This window comes from Actinoplanes sp. CA-142083 (assembly GCF_050942195.1).
Taxonomy (GTDB): Bacteria; Actinomycetota; Actinomycetes; order Mycobacteriales; family Micromonosporaceae; genus Actinoplanes.
Genome location: NZ_CP192076.1, coordinates 5620648 through 5643962, shown reverse-complemented (window position 1 = coordinate 5643962; position 23315 = coordinate 5620648). Strand labels below are relative to the sequence as shown.

Here is a 23315-nt window from a genome sequence, read left to right as displayed (position 1 = left end):
CGAATCCTCCCAGTCCAGAGGCGAGCCGATGTCCTCGACCCCGAGTAAACGCCGGATGGCCGCCCGACAGGAGGCGCGCGCCGGAAATGCCGGATGCTCCCGAAATTCAAGAGGCGCGCCGAAGGCCGGATCGTCACAGCTGGACCGACTCGGTGAGGTCGATGACCGTGCTCGGTCCGTCCCGCTGTTCGCGGGGACGGCGGCGGCCGGCGGCAGCGGCGGCGACGGCTCCCAGCGCGGCCGCGACCAGCATCTGCGTGGCCTCGTCGCCGAAGTCGTCCACCGGCACTCTCACGGGCCGCTCGACCACTTCGACGGCGGGCCGCAACTGCTCGGCTCCCTCGCCGGCCGGCCGGTCCGGCACGGCCGCGGCGGGCGCCGGCAGGATCAGCGCGACGGCAGCGGTCCCGACGATCCCGGCGAGATAGAACTTGATGCGCTTCATGGTTGCCTCCGTGGCGTCGTGTGTCTTCGACGCTGCTCCGGTGGCCTCCACGGCACATGGGGGGCCGATCCTCAGATTTCCGGGCCGGACCCTCAGTTTTCCGGCTCGCCGGCCCAAGTACGGCGATGCGCGAGCTCGGCCAGCTCGACCCGGCCCGTCGTGCCGGTCTTGCGCAGCATGTTGGAGATGTGCGCGCTCACCGTCTTCTCGCTCAGCACGAGCGCGCGGGCGATCTCTCCGTAGGTGCGGCCGGCCACGACGTGCGCGAGGATCTCGCGCTCCCGCCGGGTAAGGCCGGGGATGGCGCCGGCCGGCGGCGGCGCGGCGTCGACCGCGACGAGGATGACGCGCGCGTTGCGCGCGAGCAGCTCGAGACTTCCGATCAGCGGGTCCGCTTCAAGATCAATGGCCATCCCGTACGCCTGACGAAGGGCGGCCACCCCCGGCCGGCGCGCCGACCGCTCCCGCAGCGCGGACTGCGCCTCCCGCCATCGGCAGTAGGTCTCCTCCCACGGCGTCCCGGCCTCCGCGCAGGCGTCCGCCGTGGCGTGCCAGCGCCCGGCTTCGTCGTGGTCGCGTCGGCACCGCGCGGTCTCGGCGCCGGTCAGCTCCCGCATGGCGCGAAACCAGAGCCGTTCGTGCCGGGTCGTTCCCGGGCCGTCCGCGACGATCGCGGGATACTTCGCCCGGAGCTCGCGCATCCGGGCGAGCTCCGACGCCGGTTCCTCGCCATTGTCCCGCCTGGCCTGGGCGAGATCGGCGATCGCCCGGGCCGCCAGCGGCAGCAGCACCTCGCAAGCCTGGGGCTGTGGGTCGAGTTCCAGGCCGTGCCGCGCGCAGCCGATCGCTCGCTCGGCGTCCCCCGCGGCCACCGCCAGTTCCGCGCGCACGGCATCGAACGGGAACAGCCAGAACTCGCCGTTTTCCATGATCAGCTCCTCTGCCCGGGTCGCGTGTGCCGCTGCCTCGGCGTGCCGCCCTTGCCGGCTCGCCAGCAACGCCGCGGTGTGGCGGGCACGCACGTCGGCCCGGATGCTGGGCCGGGCGCCCAGGGCCACCCACAGGCGCTCCCGGCACGCACGCCAGTCGCCGGCCCAGAGGAGGATGTCGGCCTCCACCGAGCAGAGCTCCGAGACCTGGCTGTGCGGGGCACCGATGCGCTCGAGGTCTTCGCGGCACCGGCGGACCTCCCCGGCGAGCACCGGCAGCGATGGCGCGTCCACGGTGTTCGACACCCAGTAGGCCGCGCTGAGCGCCAGGTCGGGATCGCGGGTCCGGACGCCGATCTCCTGCGCCTCACGGGCCGCCCCGGCCGCGCTGGCGAGATCACCGGTCGTCAGGTGCGCCATGGAGCTGGCGACCAGGGCGTACCCGGTCGCGTCCGGCCAGCCGCCGGCCCGGGCCAGTCGCAACGCCTCGCCGGCCTTCGCGACGCCCGACGCGTCCTCGTGCCAGAGCAGGTCCCGCGCTAGCTCGGCGGTCGCCAGCGCATGCTCCCGGCTGTCCGGCCGGCCGGCGGAGAGACGCTCGGCCTCCCGGGCGTCCGCGACGCCGGCGAACTCGATGCCGAGCGCGAAGCGCAGGAAGGTGCGCCGCGCCAGGAGCTCGGCCCGGGCGAGCGGATCGGCCTCGCGACCAAGGAGCTTCTCGATCGCGGACAGCTCGTCGGCGGCCCGGCCCGACCGACGGGCGGCTCGCCGGATGCGGTGCTGCAGCTCGACGGGCGACGCGTGGGCGCCGGCCGGGCGGAGCCGGTAGGCCCGGCGCAGTAGTTCCACCGCCTCGGCCGCGCCGCCGGTCGCCTCGGCCGCGTCGGCGGCGCGCAAGGCCCATCGATACGCCGGCCCGGGCATCCCCGCCCGGTGGTAGTGGTCGGCGCGGTCGATCGGATCGCCGGTGGATTCGGCGAGCTCGGCGTGCAGGGCGCGACGCTCGTCGGGGAGGAGGGTCTCCACCAGGACCTCGGCCAGCAGGGGATGGACGAACCAGTAGCGCTCGTCGCCCTGGACGCGCAGGACCCCCGCGTCGACCGCCTCGCGCAGCAGCGGCAGGCCGGCGCCGCTCGCCGGCTGGGGGCGTCCCGCCACCGCGATCCGGCTCGTCAGCGCCCGGGCGCCGGCGGAGAGGCCATGCCACGATCGGGCCAGCGCGTCGCGCAGCTCCGTCGGCAGATGCGGAGGCAGCGATCGCGCATCGGTGGGAAGGCCACGGACGAGCAGGCTGGTGAGGTACGGGTTGCCGCCGGAGCGGTCATGGACCTCATCGACCAGGGACTCGTGCGGCGGACGGCCGAGCAGGGCGCCGATCTGTTCCCCGGTCGACACGCGATCGAGCCGGCCGAGCCGCAGCTCGTGCACGCGGGGGAGCCGCCGGACGTCGGCGAGCCAGCGGTGCAACCGGTGCTCGTCGCCGGTGCGCAGAGACACGAGGACGGCCAGGCGTCGCTCCGGCCGGCCCGCGATGACGTACATGAGCACGTCCAGGGAGCTCTGGTCGGCCCACTGGACGTCGTCGACGGCCAGCACCACGAGCCGGTCCCGGGCCTGCCGGTCCAGCCAGGCGTCGAACTCGAGGACGGCGTCGGCTGCACCCATCGACGGCGGCTCGGCTACGTCGCGCAACGCGGTACGCAACGGGAGGAGCGGAGCCGCCAGGGACGTCAGCGGCAGGCACGGCGCCCACAGGACCAGCCCGCGAGACTCGGTGCAGATCTCGCGCAGCAGCGAGGTCTGCCGATGCCGGCCTCGCCGGACGCCATCACGGTGGCAGCCCGGCCCGTCGCGGCGTCATGTACCAACGCCAGCATCGGCGCGACCTCGTCAGCACGGATCGCCATGTCCCGAGCATTCCCGCTCGCCCCTGCGGGCGGAACCGGGCGACGGTGCCGACAATCCGCAAGGGTGAGGCCGCGCCCGCGGAGAGCGGAACGCGGCCTCGCGAAACGCGCGAGCTATCCCTTGACGCTGCCGGCCAGCAGGCCGCGGACGAAGTACCGCTGCAGCAGCAGGAACACCAGCACCGGCACGGCGATGGAGACGAAGGCGCCGGCCGACAGCAGCTGCCAGGCGGTGCCGCGGGTGCCGCTGAGGTTGGCCAGGGCCAGGGTGATCGGGGCGACCTCGTTGCCGCCGCCCGCGAAGACCAGGGCCACCAGCAGGTCGTTCCAGACCCACAGGAACTGGAAGATGCCGAACGCCGCCAGCGCGGGGGTGAGCAGCGGCAGCATCACCTTGAAGAAGATCGACACGTGCCCGGCGCCGTCGACCCGCGCGGCCTCGATCAGGCCGGCGGGCACCTCCCGCATGAAGTTGTGCAGCAGATAGATGGCCAGGGGCAGGGCGAACGTCGAGTGGGCGATCCACAGCGTCCAGAACGTGCCGGTCAGGTGGATGTCGACGAAGATCTTCAGCAACGGGAGCAGGGTGACCTGCAGGGGAACGATCTGCAGCGCGAAGATCGCGATGAACAGGAAGTTCTTGCCCTTGAAGTCGATCCAGGCGAAGGCGTACGCGGCCAGCGACGCCAGCGCCAGCGGGATCAGCACCGAGGGGATGCAGATGACCAGCGAGTTGACGAAGAAGTCGGCCATGTTGACGCCACCGTCGGCGCCGAAGACCGACCGGTAGTTGTCCAGCGTGACCTGCGGGTCGGAGAAGAACGTCCACCAGCCGGTCCGCTTGATCGCCCGCTCCGGCCGGAACGAGGAGATCAGCAGGCCGAACGTCGGGATCGTCCACAGCACCGCGATGACGATCGCGAACAGCGACGCCCACGGGGAGCTGAGCTTCTTCTTGGCGACCTCGGCCGCCGACACCTGCTTCGGGGTGACCTCGGGACCGGTCGTCAGAGGAGTTACGGCGGTCATCGTGCCTCCGATTGACGAACCTGGCGGATGTTGTAGGCGACCACCGGGATGACCAGGATGAACAGCAGCACCGCGAGCGCGGCGCCGAGGCCCTGGTTGTCGGCCCGGAACGTCTGGCTGTAGAACTCGTTGGCCACGACGCTGGTCTTGAAGTTACCGCCGGTCATGGTGCGGACGATGTCGAAGACCTTCAGCGTGCCGATGCCGATGGTGGTCAGCACGACCACGATGGTCGGCCGGACGCTGGGCACCGTGATGTTGCGGAACATCGTCCAGGCGTTGACGCCGTCGAGCCGGGCGGCCTCGACGATGTCGTCCGGGATCGCCTTGATGGCCGCCGACAGCACGGTCATGGCGAAGCCGGCCTGGATCCAGATCATCACGATGATCAGCAGAAGCGTGTTGAGCGGCGACTCGATCAGCAGCTGGACCGGCTTGCCGCCGAGCCAGACGATGATCTGGTTGATCAGGCCGATCTGCTTCACGTTGCCCTGATCGGGGCGGTACTCGTACATGAACTTCCAGATGACCGACGCCGCCACGAAGGAGATCGACATCGGCAGGAAGATCAGCGCCTTGGCGAACGACTCGAAGCGGGACTTGTCCACCAGGATCGCGTAGACCAGGCCGATCGCGGTCGCCAGGAACGGCGTGATGACCACCCAGATGACCGTGTTGCGCAGGACCGTGAGCTGGTCCTTGTCGGTGAAGATGGTCTTGTAGTTGTCGACGCCGACGAACGCCTTGCCGGCGGCGTCGAAGAACGACTCGTAGATGGTGCGGAGGCCGGGGTAGACCAGGCCGACCAGCAGCAGCAGGACGACCGGGAGCAGGTAGAGATACCCGACCCACTTGTCGCCCTTACGGCCGCCGAGCCGCCCGGCGAAGAACAGGACGATGCCCATGACCGCTGCGAACAGCAGCAGCGCCGCGAGCATCTGCAGGAGCTTTTCAGGGGTGGTGGAGGCGGTGTTGAACACGCGACCCGTACCTCCTTCACTTCTTGGAGAGGAAGAGGCTGAGGGCCGGCCAGGAAGGGGATGCCTTCCCGACCGGCCCCGATGGAGCTAATCAGATCACTTGGGCCAAGACTTTTCGATGTTGTCCACGGTCGTCTTGGTGTCCTGACCGGTGATCCACGCGGTCGCCTGCTTCCAGAACGAGTCCGAGCCGACCGCGGCGGGCATCTGGTCGGAGCCGTCGAACCGGAACTGCGAGGCCGGGTCGAGCAGGATCTTCGCCGACAGCTGGTCGATCGGGTTCGTCAGGTTGTTCGGGTCGAGACCCTTGTTGGCGCTGACCCAGCCGCTCGACAGCTTGGCCTTGGTGTTGGCCCAGGTGTCGGAGGACAGGTAGGTCTGGAACGCCTTGACCTCGGGCCGGTCCGCGAAGGCGAGGGTGAACTCGCCGGCGCCGAGCACGGGCTTGGCCGAGGCGTCCTTGCCGGGCAGGTAGAACGCGAAGACGTCGCCGTCCTCGGCCACCTTGGTGCCCTTGGGCCAGTTGGCCGCGTAGAAGCTGGCCTGGCGGTGCATCTCGCACTGGTCGTCGAGGATCGGGAGACCGGCGTCCTGGAAGGTCGTGGTCGCGATGCTCTTGACGTCGCCGAGACCGCCGTTGACGTACTTGTCGTTCTTCAGGTACCCGCCGACCGCGTCGAAGGCCGCGGTGGACTCGGGGCCGTTGAACGGGATCTGGTGGTTGACCCACTTGTCGTACGTCTCCGGGCCGTAGAGCCGGAGCATGAAGTCCTCGACCCAGTCGGTGACCGGCCAGCCGGTGGCGTCACCGGAGTTGATGCCCGCGCACCACGGCTTCTTGCCGTCGGCGACCATCTTGTCGGTGAGCGTCTTGAGCTCGTCGAGCGTGGTCGGGACCGCGTAGCCGGAGTCCTTGAACTCGCCCGGCGAGTACCAGACCAGCGACTTCACGTTCGCGCCGAGCGGAGCGGCGTAGAACTTGCCGTCGACCGTGCCGTACGACTTCCAGTCCTTGGACCAGAACTTGTCGACGTTGGCCTCGGTCTCGGGCGGCGCGGCGACCGCCTTGCCGGTGGCGACCAGCTGCTTGAGCAGGCCGGGCTGCGGCACGTACGCGATGTCCGGCGGGTTGCCGGCCTTGGCGCGCACCAGGACCTGCGTCTCGAAGGACTTGTCGCCCTCGTACTTGATCGTGACGCCGGTGCACTGCTCGAAAGGCTTGTACGAATTGATCTGCGGGGTGTCCTCGGGGGTCACGATGCTCGTGTAGACCGAGACCGTCTTGCCCTTGAGATCACCGAATTTCGTGTATGGCGAACAGTCGATAGCCGAAGCCGACGCGTCCGTCGACGCGCTGTCGCCGTCGTCGCCGCTGTCACCGCAGGCTGCCACGCTGAAGACCAGCCCGGCGCTCAGCGTGCCGGCGAGCACGGCCCGAAAACGCGGGCTCGTAGGTTGACCGAACATACCGCTCCCTATGTCAAATCGCGCCTCCGACGTCCAAAGACGTCGCCGTCCGAAGCGCTACTTGGCTCACAGTCAAGAGGTAACCGGGACGTTGCGCAATGATTTCCGCTTGATCGACTCGGTAACGATACGGCTGCGGCCCCATATCGGGCTTAACCGGTTAAGGAAGAAGTGCTGGTCAGGCCCTCAAAGCACCCTAGTCGCAAAGCGGCCGCCCCGCAGGGATATCTGGGATATCCCGGGGACGGCCGGTGTGTCGGGTCGAAAGCGGACTATCCGGGCCTACGTCTCAGGCGGGCGCCGCCGAATCTTGATGACCTGCCGTTCATGGCGAACGCCAGGTCATCAACGCCGGCGCGGGCGCGGCGCCACGCCCGACATAAACGGATATTTCCGGGCGGGAGCGGGCGCGAGGGGCGCGGGGCAAGGGGCGGGCCGCGACGGGCCGCACGCAGCCTGGCCACGCACGGGCCCGGGCCATGGCGCCGCAGCCCAGCCATCGACCTGCCGCGACGGGCCGCACGCAGCCTGGCCACGCACGGGCCCGGGCCATGGCGCCTCAGCCCGGCCGCGCGCCGGGCCGTGGCGATCCAGCTCAGCCGGCGATGGCGAGGTACTTGTAGCCGAGGCGGCCCATGCGGTCGGCGTCCAGCACGTGGCGGCCGTCCAGCAGGATCGGGGTGCGCATCAGGCCGACGAACTTGCCCCAGTCGAGCTCGAGGTACTGCGCCCACTCGGTCACCAGCACCACGGCGTCGCAGTCGTCGAAGAGGCCGTCGAGGGTCTCCGACAGGTACGGCGCCAGCTCCGGCTGCTCGCGGCGGAACCGCTCGGCCGCGATCGGGTCGTGCAGGCGGACCCGGGCGCCGCGCGCCAGCAGCAGGTTGGCGATGTCGAGGGCGGGGGAGTCGCGCAGGTCGTCGGTGTTGGGCTTGAAGGCCAGGCCGAGCAGGCCGATCTTGCGGCCCTTGAGGATGCGCAGCTCGTCCTGCAGGCGCTCGACGGCGACCAGGCGCTGCCGCTCGTTGACCTCGCGGGCGGCCCGCACGATCGGCATCTCGTAGTTGTACTCGCTGGCGGTGGCGATCAGCGCCTTGGTGTCCTTGCCGAAGCAGGAGCCGCCCCAGCCGACGCCGGCCTGCAGGAAGCGCGAGCCGATCCGCTGGTCGAGGCCCATGCCGCGAGTCACCTCGGTGATGTCGGCGCCGACCTTGGCGGCCAGCTGGCCGATCTCGTTCGCGTAGCTGATCTTCAGGGCGAGGAAGGCGTTGGCCGCGTACTTGATCAGTTCAGCGGAGGCCAGATCGGTGGAGACCAGCGGAACCGCGCCGATGTCGTCGGGGCGCGGCGAGAAACTGGGCGCCGTGAACGTCTGGTTGATGATCGGCCGGTAGAGCTGGTTGAGCACCTCGAGAGCGCGCGGATTGTCGGAGCCGATCACGATCCGGTCGGGGAAGAGCGTGTCGTGGATGGCGTTGCCCTCGCGCAGGAACTCGGGATTGGAGGCGACCGAGAATTCGCAGCCCTCGGGCCGGTCCTCCCGCTGCGCGAACGACTCGCGCAGAATCGCGTCCACCCAGTTGCCGCTGCCGATCGGCACTGTCGACTTGTTGACGACCACGGTGAAGTCGTGGTCGAGGTGCTGCGCGACGCTCTCCGCGGCCGAGTTCAGGTAGCGCAGGTCGGGGCTGCCGTCGGCGGCCGACGGGGTCTGCACCGCGACGAACACCACGTCGGCGCCGGGCACCGCCTCGGCGTAGCTGGTGGTGAAGGTCAGGTTGGCCGTCGCCTCGGCGAGCAGGTCCTCCATCCCCGGCTCGTAGATGGGGCAGCGGCCCGCGTTGAGCATGTCGACCTTGCGCTGATCGAGGTCGACGCAGGTCACGTGGTGGCCGAGGAAAGCGAGGCTGACCCCGGTCGTGAGCCCGACATAGCCCGTCCCGACAACGCAAACCCTCATAAAACGCTCCTCAGCCGACACCAATCAACGGCACATCGTACACAGCTGTGGAAACGCTACCCCGGCACTTAAGCGTCCGCCCGGTTGACGGTAAGTGTTCACCCCATTTCGGGGCGTTGCTGAACGTTTTTAAGCAATTTACGGCCGCCAATTAGTAAATAGGCACCATTGTCAACGGCCGGTTTCAGGGTCTTGACAGGAACGTGACGCGGGGCCGACGCTTCTGGGAGCGCTCCCATGTGAACGCCCATCGATGGAAGGTGCCGGATGAGGAGTAAAGCCATCGGGGCGGCCGTCTTCGCCCTGTTAGCCGGGGCGATGGCGGTCGCCCTGGCGGAGCCGACCACAGCGTCGGCGGCGGCCGCCGACCCGTACAACTGGAAGAACGTCCGCATCGACGGCGGCGGCTTCGTCCCGGCCGTCGTCTTCAACCCGGGCGAGAAGAACCTGATCTACGCGCGCACCGACATCGGCGGCGCGTACCGGTGGAACGAGACCGACCAGAGCTGGACGCCGCTGCTCGACTGGGTGGGCCAGAACAACTGGGGCTACAACGGCGTGCTGTCGATCGCGCCCGACCCCGTCGACACCAAGCGGGTGTACGCCGCGGTCGGCATGTACACCAACGACTGGGACCCGAACAACGGCGCCATCCTGCGCTCGTCCGACAAGGGCGCGACGTGGCAGGTCACCACGCTGCCGTTCAAGAACGGCGGCAACATGCCGGGCCGGGGCGTCGGCGAGCGCCTCGCGGTCGACCCGAACAACAACAAGAACGTGTGGTTCGCGGCCGAAGGCGGCAACGGCCTCTACAAGAGCTCGGACTACGGCGCCACCTTCAGCAAGGTCACCAGCTTCCCGAACGCCGGCGACTACGTGCAGGACCCGGCCGACACCAACAACTACCTGAACCAGAACCAGGGCATCGGGTGGGTCACCTTCGGCGCGGCCAACCGCATCTTCGTCGGCGTCATGGACAAGGCCAACCCGGTCTACACGTCGGCCGACGGCGGCGCCACCTGGACCCGGATCGCCGGGCAGCCGACCGGATACCTCCCGCACAAGGGCGTCGTACAGGGAAATTTCCTTTATATCGCGACAAGTGATACCGGTGGCCCCTACGACGGCGCGAACGGCGGCGTCTGGAAGTACGACATCACCACGGGGGCCTGGACCAACATCACGCCGACGGCGGCCGCCGACCAGTACTACGGCTACTCCGGGCTCACCGTCGATCCGCAGAAACCCGGCACGCTGATGGTCGCCACCCAGATCTCCTGGTGGCCGGACGCCATTTTCTTCCGCAGCACCGACTACGGCGCCACGTGGACGCGAGCCTGGGACTGGACGAGCTACCCGAGCATGTCCAAGCGCTACACCATGGACATCTCCGCCAACCCGTGGCTCGACTTCAACACCAACCCGCAACCGCCCGAATCCACGCCGAAGCTCGGCTGGATGAACGAGACCCTGGCGATCGACCCGTTCAACTCCAACCGGATGATGTACGGCACCGGCGCCACCGTCTACGGCACCACGAACCTGACGAACTGGGACGCCGGCAGCACCATCACGATCAAGCCGGTGGCCAAGGGCCTCGAAGAGACCGCGGTTCTCGATCTCGCGAGCCCGCCGAGCGGCGCGCCCCTGGTCAGCGCGCTCGGCGACATCGGCGGCTTCTACCACGCGAGCCTCGACGCCGTGCAGGCAAGCTTCCACGACACCCCCGCGCTGGGCAGCAACACCAGCCTCGACTTCGCCGAACTCACGCCCACGGTGTTCGCGCGAGTCGGGAACGCGGACGCGGCCCCGCACATCGGCATCTCCTCCGACGGCGGCAAGAACTGGTACCAGGGCCAGGAGCCGTCCGGCGTCACCGGCGGCGGCACCATCGCGGTCGGCGCCGACGCCGGATCCATGGTCTGGTCGCCCCAGGGCACCGGCGTCTACTACTCCACCACGCGCGGCAGCTCGTGGACGGCGTCCTCCGGCCTTCCGGCCGGCGCCGTCGTCGAGTCCGACCGGGTCAACCCCAAGACCTTCTACGCGTACGCCGCCGGCAAGTTCTACACGAGCAAGGACGGAGGCGCCTCGTTCACGGCATCCTCCGCCGCCATGCCGAGCTCGGGCCGGCTCCATTTCCACGCGGTTCCGGGCGTCGAGGGCGAGGTCTGGTTCGCCGGCGAGTCCGGGCTGCTGAAGTCCACCGACTCCGGCGCCACCTTCACCAAGGTCGCCTCGGTGACCAGCGGCATCAACGTGGCCTTCGGCAAGGCCGCGCCCGGCCAGTCGCATCTGGCCGTTTTCCTGGTCGGCACGGTCGACGGCGTCACCGGTGTCTTCCGTTCCGACAACGCCGGCACCTCCTGGGTGCGGATCAACGACGACGCCCACCAGTACGGCAACATGGGCGACGCCCTCGCCGGCGACCCGCGCGTCTTCGGCCGCGTCTACCTGGGCACCAACGGCCGCGGCATCCTCTACGCCGACCGCACCACCACGGCGACCACACCCACCGGCGGCACGTCGTCGCCCACACCGAGCCCGACCACGCCGTCCCCGTCGCCGACGACCCCGAGCCCGAGCCCGACGACGCCGAGCCCGAGCCCGACGACGCCGAATCCGACCGGCGGCTGCACGGCCACCTACAAGATCACCGGCTCGTGGAGCGGTGGCTTCCAGGGCGAGGTCACGGTCGCCAACACCGGCAGCGCGGCCACCAGGAGCTGGGCCGTCGGCTGGACCTACACCGCCGGGCAGACCGTCACGCAGCTCTGGAGCGGAACGGTCACCCAGACCGGAACGACCGTGCGCGTGACCAATGCCAGTTACAACGGCGCGCTGTCCGCCGGAGGCACCACCACCTTCGGATTCCTCGGCAGCACGACCGGCACCACCAACCCGGTTCCCTCCCCGATCACCTGCTCGGCATCGAGCTGAGCGGGGCAGCTCCCCGTCCCCACCCCTCGGAAAGGAAACCCCGTGCGACCACACAAGCATCGCCTCCGCCGCGGATTGGCGGTGGCCGGCACCGTAGTCCTCGGTGCCGGCATCGCCCTCGCGGCCGGCGTGCCGGCCCAAGCAGCGGCCGGCTGCACCGTCGTGTACAAGGTGGCCAGCCAATGGCCCGGCGGCTTCACCGGCGACATCCAGATCACCAACTCCGGTGACCCGGTGAGCAGCTGGAAGCTCGAGTACGACTTCCCCGACGCCTCGCAGAAGGTGTCCCAGGGGTGGAACGGCACCTACTCGCAGAGCGGCCAGCACGTCACCGTCACCAGCGCGAGCTGGAACGGCGGCATCCCCACCAACGGCACGGTCGGCACCGGCTTCAACGGCACCTTCGGGTCGGCCAACCCGGTTCCCACGGCGTTCAGCGTCAACGGCACCGCGTGCAACGGCGCGGTGGCCGGGCCTACGGTCGCGATCTCCGCGCCGGCGGCGAACACGCGCTACACCGCGCCGGCGTCGATCCCGATCACGGCCACCGCCACCGCGGCCACCGGGCGGACGATCAGCAAGGTCGAGTTCTACCACGACGGCCTGCTGCTCAACACCGACACCGCCGCGCCGTACACCTACACCTGGGGCGGGGTGCCGCAGCAGACCGCGGCCTACCACCTGCAGGCCATCTCGTACGACAGCACCGGCGCCAAGAGCAGCACCGCCGACGTGCCCGTCTTCGTCGACGCCAGCACCTCGCCGGCGATCGTCGCGGACGCCACCTCGGTGACCGTCTCGCCCGGCGAGAGCTCGACGTTCAAGCTGGCTCTCTCGGCGGCGCCGACCGCCAACGTGACGGTCGCGATCGCCCGCAGCGCCGGCTCCACCGCGGTCTCCGCGACGCCGGCCTCGCTGACGTTCACGCCGTCCAACTGGAGCACCGGGCAGACCGTCACGGTCGCCGCAACCAGCGCGGCCACCGCCGGTTCCACCGCCACCTTCGCGGCCACCGCCAGCGGCTACACCGCCGCTTCAGTCCAGGCGAACGTGGTCGTCCAGGGCGCGGTCGACGCCCGGTTCACCCAGCTCTACAACGACATCAAGAACCCGTCCAACGGCTACTTCAGCCCCGAGGGCGTGCCGTACCACTCGATCGAGACGCTGATCGACGAGGCGCCGGACCAGGGTCACGAGACCACGTCCGAGGCGTTCAGCTACTGGCTGTGGCTGGAAGCCGAGCACGGGGCCGCGACCGAGGACTGGGCGCCGTTCAACTCGGCCTGGTCGACGATGGAGAAGTACATCATCCCGTCGCACGCCGACCAGCCGACCAACGCCAACTACAACGCGTCCAAGCCGGCGACCTATGCGGCGGAGTACCCGCTGCCGTCGTCGTACCCGTCGCAGCTGGACACCAGCGTGTCGGTCGGGTCGGATCCGCTCGCGTCGGAGCTCAAGAGCGCGTACGGCACCGACGACATCTACGGCATGCACTGGCTGCTCGACGTCGACAACACGTACGGCTTCGGGCACTGCGGTGACAAGACCACCCGGGTCGCCTACATCAACACCTTCCAGCGCGGGCCGCAGGAGTCGACGTGGGAGACCGTCCCGCAGCCGTCCTGCGACACCTTCACCGCCGGCGGGCCGAACGGCTACCTGGACCTGTTCACCAAGGACGCCAGCTACGCCAAGCAGTGGAAGTACACCAACGCGCCGGACGCGGACTCGCGCGCGGTGCAGGCGGCGTACTGGGCGTACACCTGGGCCACCCAGCAGGGCAAGGCCTCGCAGATCTCCACCGCGGTGTCCAACGCCGCCAAGATGGGTGACTACCTGCGGTACTCCTTCTACGACAAGTACTTCAAGCAGCCCGGCTGCACCAGCACCTCGTGCGCGGCCGGCACCGGCAAGAACGCCTCCAACAACCTGATGTCGTGGTACTACGCCTGGGGTGGCGCCTACGACACCAGCGCCGGATGGGCGTGGCGCATCGGCTCCAGCACGAGCCATTTCGGCTACCAGAACCCGATGGCCGCGTACGTGCTGAGCAACGTCAGCGCGTTCGCCCCCAAGGGCGCCACCGCGAAGGCGGACTGGCAGGCCAGCCTGAACCGGCAGCTCGAGTTCTACCAGTGGCTGCAGTCGTCCGAGGGCGCCATCGCCGGCGGCGCGACCAACAGCTGGAACGGCAACTACTCGGCGCCGCCGGCCGGCACGCCGACCTTCTACGGCCTGTCCTACGTCGTGGCCCCGGTCTACGCCGACCCGCCGTCCAACCAGTGGTTCGGCATGCAGACCTGGTCGCTGGAGCGGCTGGCCGAGTACTACTACACGACCGGTGACACCAAGGCCAAGGCGGTTCTGGACAAGTGGGTCCCGTGGGCCCTCGGCCAGAGCACCATCACCGCTACGAGCTTCTCCATCCCGTCGGACATGTCGTGGTCGGGCGCTCCCGCCACGTGGAACCCGTCGAGCCCGGCCGCCAACACCAACCTGCACGTCACCGTGACGAGCAAGGGCCAGGACCTCGGCGTGGCGGGCTCGTTCGCCAAGCTGCTCACCTACTACGCCGCCAAGTCGGGCAACGCCGCGGCCAAGACGGCGGCCAAGAACCTGCTCGACGCGATCTGGACGAAGAAGGACGCCAAGGGCGTCTCGGTGACCGAGACCCGCGCCGACTACAACCGGTTCGACGACGTCTACAACGCCTCGACCGGCCAGGGTCTCTACATCCCGCAGGGCTGGAGCGGCAAGATGCCGAACGGCGACGTGATCGCCCCCGGCAAGTCCTTCCTGGACATCCGCTCCTGGTACAAGAACGACCCGGACTGGCCGAAGGTCCAGGCCTACCTGAACGGCGGCGCGGCGCCGACATTCAACTACCACCGCTTCTGGGCGCAGGTCGACGTCGCCACCGGCTACGCCGACTTCGCCCGCCTGTTCCCGAACGGATGAGGGGAGGAGACATGAGAAAGAAACTGCTCGCGTACGCCGCGGCGGCCGTGATGGCCGCCGGGCTGGGGGCGGTGGTTCTGCCCGGTATCGCCGAGGCGCACGGCGCCATGATGATGCCCGGCAGCCGCACGTTCCTCTGCTACAAGGACGGCCGTAACCCGAACACGGGTGCGATCGAGCCGAAGAACGCGGCCTGCGCGGCCGCGGTCGCGCAGAGCGGGGCCACCTCTCTGTACAACTGGTTCGCCGTGCTCCGCTCGGACGGGGCGGGCCGGATGGACGGGTTCATCCCGAACGGCCAGCTGTGCAGCGGCGGAACCGGTGGGCCGTACGACTTCACCGGCTACAACCTGGCCCGCAACGACTGGCCGGTCACGCACCTCACGTCCGGCCGGACCATCGAGATCGACTACAACGACTGGGCCAAGCACCCGGGAACGTTCTCGTTGTACATCACCAAGGACTCGTGGAGCCCGACCCGCGCCCTCGCGTGGAGCGACCTCGAGTCGACGCCGTTCTCGCAGGTGACCAACCCGCCGGCGAACGGCGGGCCGGGCACCGACGACGGTCACTACTGGTGGAACGCGACGCTGCCCTCGGGCAAGTCGGGACGCCACCTGATCTACTCGGTGTGGTCGCGGTCGGACTCGACCGAGACGTTCTACGGCTGCTCCGACGTGGTCTTCGACGGCGGCAACGGCGAGGTCACCGGTGTCGGTGGCGGCGGGACAACCACCCCGCCGACCACCCCGCCGACGACGCCGCCCACCACGCCACCGACGACGCCGCCCACCACTGCGCCCACCACGCCGCCGACCGGCAACCCGGGCTCGGGCTGCACGGCCATGTACAACGTGACCGGATCCTGGACCGGCGGCTTCCAGGGGCAGATCATGGTGCACGCGCCGAGCAACGCCGCGATCGGCAAGTGGACGGTCACCTGGACCTGGCCGGGGTCGCAGACCCTGACGCAGCTCTGGAGCGGCACGGCCACCAGCAGCGGCTCGCTGGTGACGGTCAAGAACGCCAGCTGGAACGGATCCATACCGGCCGCCGGCGACACCACGTTCGGGTTCCTCGGGTCGGGCACGACGCCGACCACGGTGAACAACCTGACGTGTAGCACCGCATAAAAGAGAACCGGGCGGCGGCGCTTTCCGCGCCGCCGCCCGGCCTTTCCCGGTTCAGAGGAAAGCTCTAGCCGGCCAGTTGGAACGTCTCTTTCAAGGTGTCGTAAGCGGGTTTCGGCTGCAGTTGCTCGTCCATCGGCGTCGCCGAACCCTCACCGGCGAAGACGCCCGGAACCCAGTTGTACTTGTCGGTGAAGCCCCACACGGTGTAGGAGATGCAGTTCTTGACCAGCAGGCACGCCCGCAGCATGAGACCGAAACCCTCGGCCTGGGCCTGCGTCCGGTACACGTCGGTCGGCAGGATCATGCGCACGTCCACCTCGGTGAACGCGGTCTTGACGCCGAGCGCGTCGAAGCGCCGCACGTTCTGCAGGACGTCGCCCGGCAGGCCGTACTGGATCCCCAGGTGACCCTGCATGCCGAAGCCCTGCACCGGCACGCCCTGGCGGCGCAGGTCCTTGACCATCTGGTAGTACGCGTCGGTCTTCGGGCTGAGCCACTCGGCGTTGTAGTCGTTGAGGAACAGGATCGCCGACGGGTCGGCCTGGTGCGCCCAGCGGAACGCGTCGGCGATGTAGCCCGGGCCGAGCGCCCGCAGCCAGATCGTGTCGCGCAGGGTGCCGTCCTCGTTCAGCGGCTCGTTGACCACGTCCCAGGCCCAGATCTTGCCCTTGAAGTGACCGGCCTCGGCGAAGATGTGCCGCCGCAGCAGGTCGCGCAGCTGAGCCTTGGTGAAGTCGGTCTCGTTTATCCATGACGGCAGCTGGCTGTGCCAGACCAGGGTGTGGCCGCGCACCGCCTGGCCGTTCTGCCGGGCGAATTTGATCAGGTCGTCGGCCGGCCCCCAGTTGTACGTGCCCTGGGTGGGTTCGACCTCCGACCACTTCATGACGTTCTCGGGGGTGACGGTGTTGAACTCGCGGGCGACGGCCTCCCGGTAGGCGGCGTCGTTCGCAAGGGCGTTCATGTCCACGGCCGTGCCGATCTTGGTGCCGGTGCCGCGGGCCGCGCCGCGCAGCCCGGTGTCATGCGCGACCGCTGCGGCGTTGGGCAGCACGGTCACGCCCAGAACTGTGATCGCGGCTAGAGCCGCCGCGCCCAGTCCTGTTCGGAATCGAATCATCAGACGTTCCCTCCGGTGGTGGATCCGAAAGTTCCGGTAACTTGCGGAAAGCTTCGTTGTCCGCGCGCCCCTAGTCAATGGGTCTTTCTCATTGAAGATCAACAGCGCAGTGTCTTGACGGCATAGATCGGCCCCTCTACGTTCGGGGTGTTCCACCGACATGTTTCCGAAACTTCCGATCCACCACGGAGGATTCCGCGTGTCCCGCTTCTTGTCCTTGGCTGCCGCTCTCACCGTGGCCGGCACCCTGCTCGCGGCCAGTCCCGCGCAGGCTTCCGGCCGCGCCACCCCCGTCATCGTCGACACCGCCCGCGGCCACGGGAACGTCGTGAGCTTCACCTTCGACGACGGCCCCAACCCGCCCGACACGTACAACCTGCTCAAGGTGCTGCGCAAGCACCACGTCAAGGCCGTCTTCTGCCTCTGGGGCGATCACGTGCGCGAGCACCCCGAGGTGGCCCGCGCGATCGCCCGCGAGGGTCACGTGCTCTGCAACCACTCGCTGCACCACGACGACATGTCGGCGTGGACGCCCGAGCAGATCCGGGCCGACCTCGAGGCGACCAGCGCGCTCATCCGCGACGCCGTCCCGCACGCGCGGATCGCGTACTTCCGCGCCCCGTACGGCGCCTGGGGGCAGAGCCCGCAGGTCGCCGCCGATCTGGGCATGCAGCCGCTGGGCTGGAGGTTCGACATCGAGGACTGGGTCCCGCCCGGCACCGACGTCCTCGTCCAGCGCATCCACGACCGGATCACTCCCGGCGCGGTCGTGCTCATGCACGACGGCGGCGGCGACCGCAGCCAGACCGTAGCGGCCGTCGACCAGGTCATTCCCGAGCTGCGCGCCGACTGCTGGCGCCTGACCCTGCCGAAGGCCCGCGGCTGACCACCGCGGTCCCCGGCCGGCCCGCCGCGAGGCGGGCCGGCCGCGGCTGAGAGGAGAAGCAATGTCCACCACCAGACGTGAACTGCTCGCCCTCGGCGCCGGCGCGGCCGTCGGCGCCGCGACCGCGGGCACGCCCGCTTTCGCGCATGGGCCGAGTTCGGAACAATGGGTCGCCACCTGGGCGGCCGTGCCCACGACCATCCCGTCGCGGGGCGCGCCGGCCGTGCTGGAGAACCAGACCGTGCGGCACGTCGTGCACTGCTCGACCGGCGGCGACGAGCTGCGGATCCGGCTCACCAACGAGTTCGGCGCCGAGGCGCTGCACGTCGACGCGGTGCACGTCGCGCTGCGTGACGGCAGCGGCGCCGGCACGGCGATCGTGCCCGGCACCGATCGGCGGGTCACCTTCAGCGGGCGGCCCGACCCCACCATCCCGGCCGGAGCGCCCGCGGTCAGCGACCCGGTCCGGCTGCGGCTGCCGGCCGGGGGAGACCTCGCGATCAGCCTCTACTTCCGGCAACGCACCACGGTGACGACGCTCGCCGCGTTCGCGTTCCAGGACAACGTGATCGCGGCCGGGGACGTGACCTCCGCCCGTACGGTGACGGCCACCGCGACCCTCGCGCAGGACCTGTTCCTGTCCGGCGTCGCCGTCCGCAAGGGCGGCGCGTCCGCGATCGTGACGCTCGGCGATTCCATCACCAACGGCGCGAACACGCAGAACAACCTGAACCACCGCTGGCCGGACCTTCTCGCCGCGCGGCTGCGGGCCGCCCACCTCGACCGGGGCATCGCGAACCTGGGCGTGTCGGGCAACCGGCTGCTGCACGACCCGAACCCGCCGGCCGGCAGCGACGCCGAGACGTTCGCCAACTATTTCGGCGTCAGCGGGCTCAAGCGCTTCGACCGCGACGTCCTCGCTCAGCCCGGCCGGCGGTTCCTGGTCGTGCTGCTCGGCGTGAACGACCTCGGGCACCCCGGAACGGTCGCGCCGCCCAGCGAGGTGGTCAGCGCCGACGACCTGATCGCGGGACACCGGCAGTTGATCGCCCGCGCGCACGAGGCGGGCGTCGTGGCGTACGGCGGGACGATCCTGCCCTTCAAGGACGACACGCTGGGCTTCTACTCGATCGAGAACGAGCGGAAACGGCACCGGCTCAACCGGTGGATCCGGACGAGCGGCGAGTACGACGGGGTGGTCGACTTCGACCGGGCCATGGGTGACCCGGCCGATCCGATCCGGCTCAACCCCGCGTACGACAGCGGGGACCACCTGCATCCCAATGACGTCGGCATGGCGGCCATGGCCGCGGCGGTGAATCTGAGGTTCTTCCGATGAAGGCGGCACTCGCACTCGTCCTGATCGCCCCGCTGCTGGCGATCCCGTCCTCGGCCGCCGCGCACGGCGCCGAGACCACCAACGACTACATCTCCACGCACCCCGGGCCGGGTCGTTTCGCGTTGGCCGGAGCGCCGGTCATGGTCGACAGCGCCGACTACGCGGGTGTCATCCGCGTCGCCGACGACCTGCGCAACGACATCCACAACGTCACCAACGCCGGGGCCAAGGCGAAGAACGACCCGATCATCGTCGGGACGGTCGGGCACAGCCCGATCCTCGACAAGATCATCGCGCGCGGCAAGCTCGACGTCTCGTCGATCCGCGGCAAGTGGGAGACGACGATCGAGCAGGTCGTCGACAACCCGCTGCCCGGCATCAGGCGCGCCTTCGTCATCGCCGGAAGCGACCAGCGCGGCACCATCTACGGCGCCTACGACGTCTCGCGCAACATCGGCGTCTCGCCGTGGTACTTCTGGGACGACGTCCCGGTCGAGCACCACGACAACCTGTACGTGCTGCCGGGCCGCCACAGCCAGGGCACCCCGGCGGTGAAGTACCGCGGCTTCTTCATCAACGACGAGAACCCGGACACCGGCACCTGGGCGCCCGAGCACTTCGGCCCCGGCAAGGCGCCCGGCTATCCCGGCGGCCTCAACGCGGACTACTTCGCCAAGGTCTTCGAGACCATGCTGCGGCTCAAGGCCAACTACCTGTGGCCGGCGGTGTGGGGCCGGGCGTTCGCCGAGGACGACCCGCTGAACCACGCGACCGCCACCAAGTACGGCGTGGTCATGGGCACGTCGCACGAGGCGCCGATGATGCGCGGCATCGAGGAGTGGAACCGGCACGCGGTCAACGGCACCGACCCCTACGGCGGCAACGGCGTCTGGAGCTACCGGCAGAACCAGGCCGCGATCGAGGCGTACTGGCAGGACGGCGCCGAGCGGATGCGCGATCAGAACATCGAGGGCGTCATCACGCTCGGCATGCGCGGCAACGGCGACGTGTCGCTGCCCGACGGCGACGGCATCGACCTGATGAGCTCCATCATCGACAGCCAGCGGGAGATCCTGCGCGACACCGGCCTGATCGACCGGCCCCAGGTGCAGACCCTCTACAAGGAGGTCCAGCGCTACTGGGACAAGGGCTACCGGCCGCCGGACGACGTGACGGTCGTGTTCTGCGACGACAACTGGGGCAACATGCGGAAGCTGCCCGATCCGTCGCTTCCCCCGCGCAGCGGTGGTTACGGCATGTACTACCACTTCGACTATGTCGGCGATGGCCGCAACTACAAGTGGGCCGACACCGCGAATCTCACGAACACCTGGGAGCAGCTGCATCGGGCGTACGCGTCGGGTGTCGATCGCCTTTGGGTGGCGAACGTGGGCGACCTCAAGAACGAGGAGCTGCCCACCCAGTTCTTCCTCGACTACGCGTGGAACCCGGCGGCCTGGCCGGTGGAGAAGCTGGGGGAGTGGACGCGGCGTTACGCGGCGCAGAGCTTCGGGGAGCGACTCGCGCCGGCGATCGCTTCGATTCTTGACACGTACGGGCATCTGCAGTCCCGCCGCAAGCCCGAGCTGCTGAACCGTCGCATCACCGTGGACCCGGCCAAGGACATCACGACCGACCCGAGCGCCGTGGTGTACGACGACCAGCAGACGCCGTTCAGCCTCACCGATTACGCCGAGATGGACCGCGTCACGAACCAATGGCTCGACCTGGCCCGTCGCGCCTCGGTCGTGAAGAGCCGCGTGCCGGCCGCCTGGCAGGACGCGTTCTACCAGCTCGTGTACTACCAGGTGAAAGACACGGCGATCGTCTACGACCTGCGGCGCGCGGAGTTCACCAACATCGCGTACGCGGCGCAGGGCCGGGCGGCCACCAACGCGCTCGCCGACCGGGCCGAGGCGCTGTTCGCCGAGGACCAGGCGATGAGCGACTACTACAACAACACCCTGGCCGGCGGGAAGTGGCACAACTGGCAGCTGCAACCCAAGATCGGGTACGGGAACGTGGCCCGCTACGGGCCGAACGCGCCCTGGCAGCAACCGGAGCTCAACAACGTGGCGCTGCCGGACGAGATCTTCCCGTACCTCAAGCGGGTCGAGATCCCGGCGGGCTCGTCGATGGGCGTCGCGCTCGACGGGGGATCGGCCACCACGCTGCCCGCGTTCAGCCCGTGGCAGAGCCAGTCGCAGCAGTACATCGAGGTCTACAACAAGGGCGCCACGCCGTTCCCCTACAAGATCAGTAGTGGCGCGCCGTGGCTGTCCGTGACCCACGCCTCGGGCACCGTCACCGACCAGATCCGCTCCTACGTGACGGTCGACTGGCGGCGTGCGCCCGCCGGGACGACCAGCGTGCCGATCACCATCACCGGCGCCGGCTCGTCGGTCGTCGTGCAGGCGCCGGTCACCCGCCCGGCCTTGAGGCCCAGCGGGTTCCTCGAGGCCAACGGATATGTCGCGATCGAGGCCGACCATTACACCCGCAAGACCGGGCAGTGGCAGCTGCTGCCGGGGATCGGGAAGACGGGCAATGGGCTCACCCCGCTCTCGGCATCCGCCAGCCTCGAATATCCGATGACACTCACGTCGTCCGGGCCGGTGCAGGTGACGGCGTACCTGTCGCCGCGCAACAACGTGCTGCCGACCGACGGCCTCAAGTACGCGGTCTCGATCGACGGCGCGACCCCGCAGGTGGTCAACGTGACCACGGCGACCGGCGCCAACGACACCACGATGAACCGGCAGTGGGCCCGCAACACCAGCGACAACATCAACCGCACCACGACCACCCACACGATCGCCGCGCCCGGCAAGCACACGCTGACCTTCTGGGCCGTCGACCCGACCGTCATCGTCCAGCGGCTCGTCGTGGACACCGGTGGCGTCAAGTACAGCTACCTCGGACCGCCCGAGAGCCGGAGGGCCTGACATGCGACGTCGTTCCGTTTTCGGCCTGGGCGGCGCCGCCCTGGGAGGGGCCGTCCTCGGCGGTCCCGTCCCGGCCGGCGCGCACGGCCGCTCCCGGTGGATGCACACCTGGGTCGCCATGCCCCAGCTGACCGAGCCGGGCAACCTGCCGCCGGCGCCGTTCACCGGCGCCTCGTCCACGCTGGTGGACACCACGCTCCGGCAGACGGTGCACGTCACCGTCGGGGGCGGGCGGCTGCGGGTGCGCTTCTCCAACGCCTTCGGCGGCGCCGCGTTGCCGATCACCGCGGCGGCTGTCGCCCTGCCGGCCGGGGGCAAGGCCGGTGTATCGGCGATCGTCCCCGGCTCGTCGCGCCCGCTGACCTTCGGCGGGCGTCCATCGGTGGTCGTCCCGGTCGGCGCCAACGTGGTGTCCGACCCGGTCGACCTGCCGGTGGGGCCTGGCGTCAACCTGACCATCAGTACCTACCTGGCGGCCGGGCAGCAGACGCTGAACCTCACCTCGCATCCGGGCTCGCGCACGACGACCTACCTGGTGAACGGAAATTTCGTGTCCTCACCTGATTTGTCGGGCGCGGCCTCGGTGGCCCACTGGTACCTGATCAGTGGGGTCGAGGTGCTCGGCAACGCGCCGGCCATCGCGATCGTGGGTGACTCCCTGACCGACGGCCGGGGGTCCACCACCGACGGCAACGACCGCTGGCCCGACCAGCTGTTCGCCCGCCGCCCGCGCACCGCGATCCTGAACCAGGCGGCCGGCGGCAACCGGGTCCTCAACGACGGGCTCGGCCCGAACGTCCTGGCCCGGCTCGACCGGGACGTCCTCGCCACCAGCGGCGTCGACCGGATGCTGATCTTCGAGGGCGTCAACGACATCGGCACCGCGCCGGCCACGGCCGCCGACCAGAAACAGGTGACCGACGACCTGCTGTTCGCCTTCGAACAGGTGGTGCTGCGCGCCCACGCCCGCGACATCACCGTCTACGGCTCGACGATCACCCCGTTCGGCGGCAACACCGGCTACGACGACCCCGACGGCCTGCGTGAGCAGTCCCGCCAGGCCGTCAACGCGGTCCTCCGCCGCGGCCGGCTCTTCGACGAGATCGCCGATTTCGACGTGGCCGCCCGCGACCCGGCCGCGCCGCGCCAGCTCAACCCCGCCTACGACACCGGCGACCACCTGCACCTGAACCCGGCGGGTTACGGAGCCCTCGCCGCGGCGGTCCCGTTGCGCTGGCTCTCCTGAAACGTCCCGCGCGCTCCTGGGCTTACGC

The 23315-nt window shown here is 69.5% G+C and carries 14 protein-coding genes; 7 read left to right on the top strand and 7 right to left on the bottom strand.

The genetic code is table 11. The features are described 5' to 3' along the window. Positions 1 to 133: 133 nt before the first annotated feature. The 6 genes from ACQPZX_RS25895 to ACQPZX_RS25870 form a co-directional block, all read right to left on the bottom strand. The gene (locus tag ACQPZX_RS25895; protein WP_433359963.1) at positions 134 to 445 is read right to left on the bottom strand and encodes a hypothetical protein; all 312 of its coding nucleotides are present in this window, start codon (positions 443 to 445) and stop codon (positions 134 to 136) included. A gap of 92 nt (positions 446 to 537) precedes the next feature. Next, a complete protein-coding gene (locus ACQPZX_RS25890) occupies positions 538 to 3066 on the bottom strand; it encodes a LuxR C-terminal-related transcriptional regulator (protein WP_433359960.1) in 2529 nt (842 codons plus the stop codon). A gap of 329 nt (positions 3067 to 3395) precedes the next feature. After that, on the bottom strand, positions 3396 to 4310 hold the full coding sequence (locus tag ACQPZX_RS25885; protein WP_433359957.1) for a carbohydrate ABC transporter permease: 915 nt from the start codon (positions 4308 to 4310) through the stop codon (positions 3396 to 3398). Continuing rightward, on the bottom strand, positions 4307 to 5290 hold the full coding sequence (locus tag ACQPZX_RS25880) for a carbohydrate ABC transporter permease (RefSeq protein ID WP_433359954.1): 984 nt from the start codon (positions 5288 to 5290) through the stop codon (positions 4307 to 4309). The genes ACQPZX_RS25885 and ACQPZX_RS25880 overlap by 4 nt, the downstream gene beginning before the upstream one ends. A 96-nt stretch (positions 5291 to 5386) precedes the next feature. Next, complete coding sequence (locus tag ACQPZX_RS25875; protein WP_433359951.1) at positions 5387 to 6757, bottom strand: ABC transporter substrate-binding protein; 1371 nt, start codon at positions 6755 to 6757, stop codon at positions 5387 to 5389. Between the two features lie 595 nt (positions 6758 to 7352). Then, a complete protein-coding gene (locus tag ACQPZX_RS25870) occupies positions 7353 to 8717 on the bottom strand; it encodes a UDP-glucose dehydrogenase family protein (protein WP_433359948.1) in 1365 nt (454 codons plus the stop codon). A 267-nt stretch (positions 8718 to 8984) separates the two neighbouring features. On the opposite strand from ACQPZX_RS25870, the gene ACQPZX_RS25865 reads away from it, so the two are divergent. From ACQPZX_RS25865 to ACQPZX_RS25855, 3 genes are all read left to right on the top strand, one after another. Then, on the top strand, positions 8985 to 11657 hold the full coding sequence (locus ACQPZX_RS25865) for a cellulose binding domain-containing protein (RefSeq protein ID WP_433359945.1): 2673 nt from the start codon (positions 8985 to 8987) through the stop codon (positions 11655 to 11657). Positions 11658 to 11732: 75 nt separating this feature from the next. After that, the gene (locus tag ACQPZX_RS25860; RefSeq protein WP_433385435.1) at positions 11733 to 14618 is read left to right on the top strand and encodes a glycoside hydrolase family 48 protein; all 2886 of its coding nucleotides are present in this window, start codon (positions 11733 to 11735) and stop codon (positions 14616 to 14618) included. 11 nt (positions 14619 to 14629) lie between these two features. Then, positions 14630 to 15751: a lytic polysaccharide monooxygenase auxiliary activity family 9 protein gene (locus ACQPZX_RS25855; protein WP_433359942.1), complete on the top strand. Its 1122-nt coding sequence runs from the start codon at positions 14630 to 14632 to the stop codon at positions 15749 to 15751. Positions 15752 to 15815: 64 nt separating this feature from the next. Here the strand turns inward: ACQPZX_RS25855 and ACQPZX_RS25850 are convergent, their stop codons facing one another. Beyond that, a complete protein-coding gene (locus ACQPZX_RS25850) occupies positions 15816 to 16871 on the bottom strand; it encodes an endo-1,4-beta-xylanase (protein WP_433359940.1) in 1056 nt (351 codons plus the stop codon). Between the two features lie 199 nt (positions 16872 to 17070). Between ACQPZX_RS25850 and ACQPZX_RS25845 the strand changes: the two genes are divergently transcribed. The 4 genes from ACQPZX_RS25845 (at position 17071) to ACQPZX_RS25830 (ending at position 23287) form a co-directional block, all read left to right on the top strand. Beyond that, complete coding sequence (locus ACQPZX_RS25845) at positions 17071 to 17757, top strand: polysaccharide deacetylase family protein (RefSeq protein WP_433359937.1); 687 nt, start codon at positions 17071 to 17073, stop codon at positions 17755 to 17757. A gap of 61 nt (positions 17758 to 17818) precedes the next feature. Then, entirely contained in the window at positions 17819 to 19096 is a 1278-nt protein-coding gene (locus ACQPZX_RS25840) for an SGNH/GDSL hydrolase family protein (RefSeq protein WP_433359934.1), read from the top strand. After that, positions 19093 to 22041 carry a glycosyl hydrolase 115 family protein gene (locus ACQPZX_RS25835; protein ID WP_433359931.1) on the top strand — a complete coding sequence of 983 codons (2949 nt, stop codon included), beginning with the start codon at positions 19093 to 19095 and terminating at the stop codon, positions 22039 to 22041. The genes ACQPZX_RS25840 and ACQPZX_RS25835 overlap by 4 nt, the downstream gene beginning before the upstream one ends. Position 22042: 1 nt before the next feature. Continuing rightward, complete coding sequence (locus tag ACQPZX_RS25830) at positions 22043 to 23287, top strand: SGNH/GDSL hydrolase family protein (protein ID WP_433359929.1); 1245 nt, start codon at positions 22043 to 22045, stop codon at positions 23285 to 23287. The last annotated feature ends 28 nt before the right edge of the window (positions 23288 to 23315 follow it).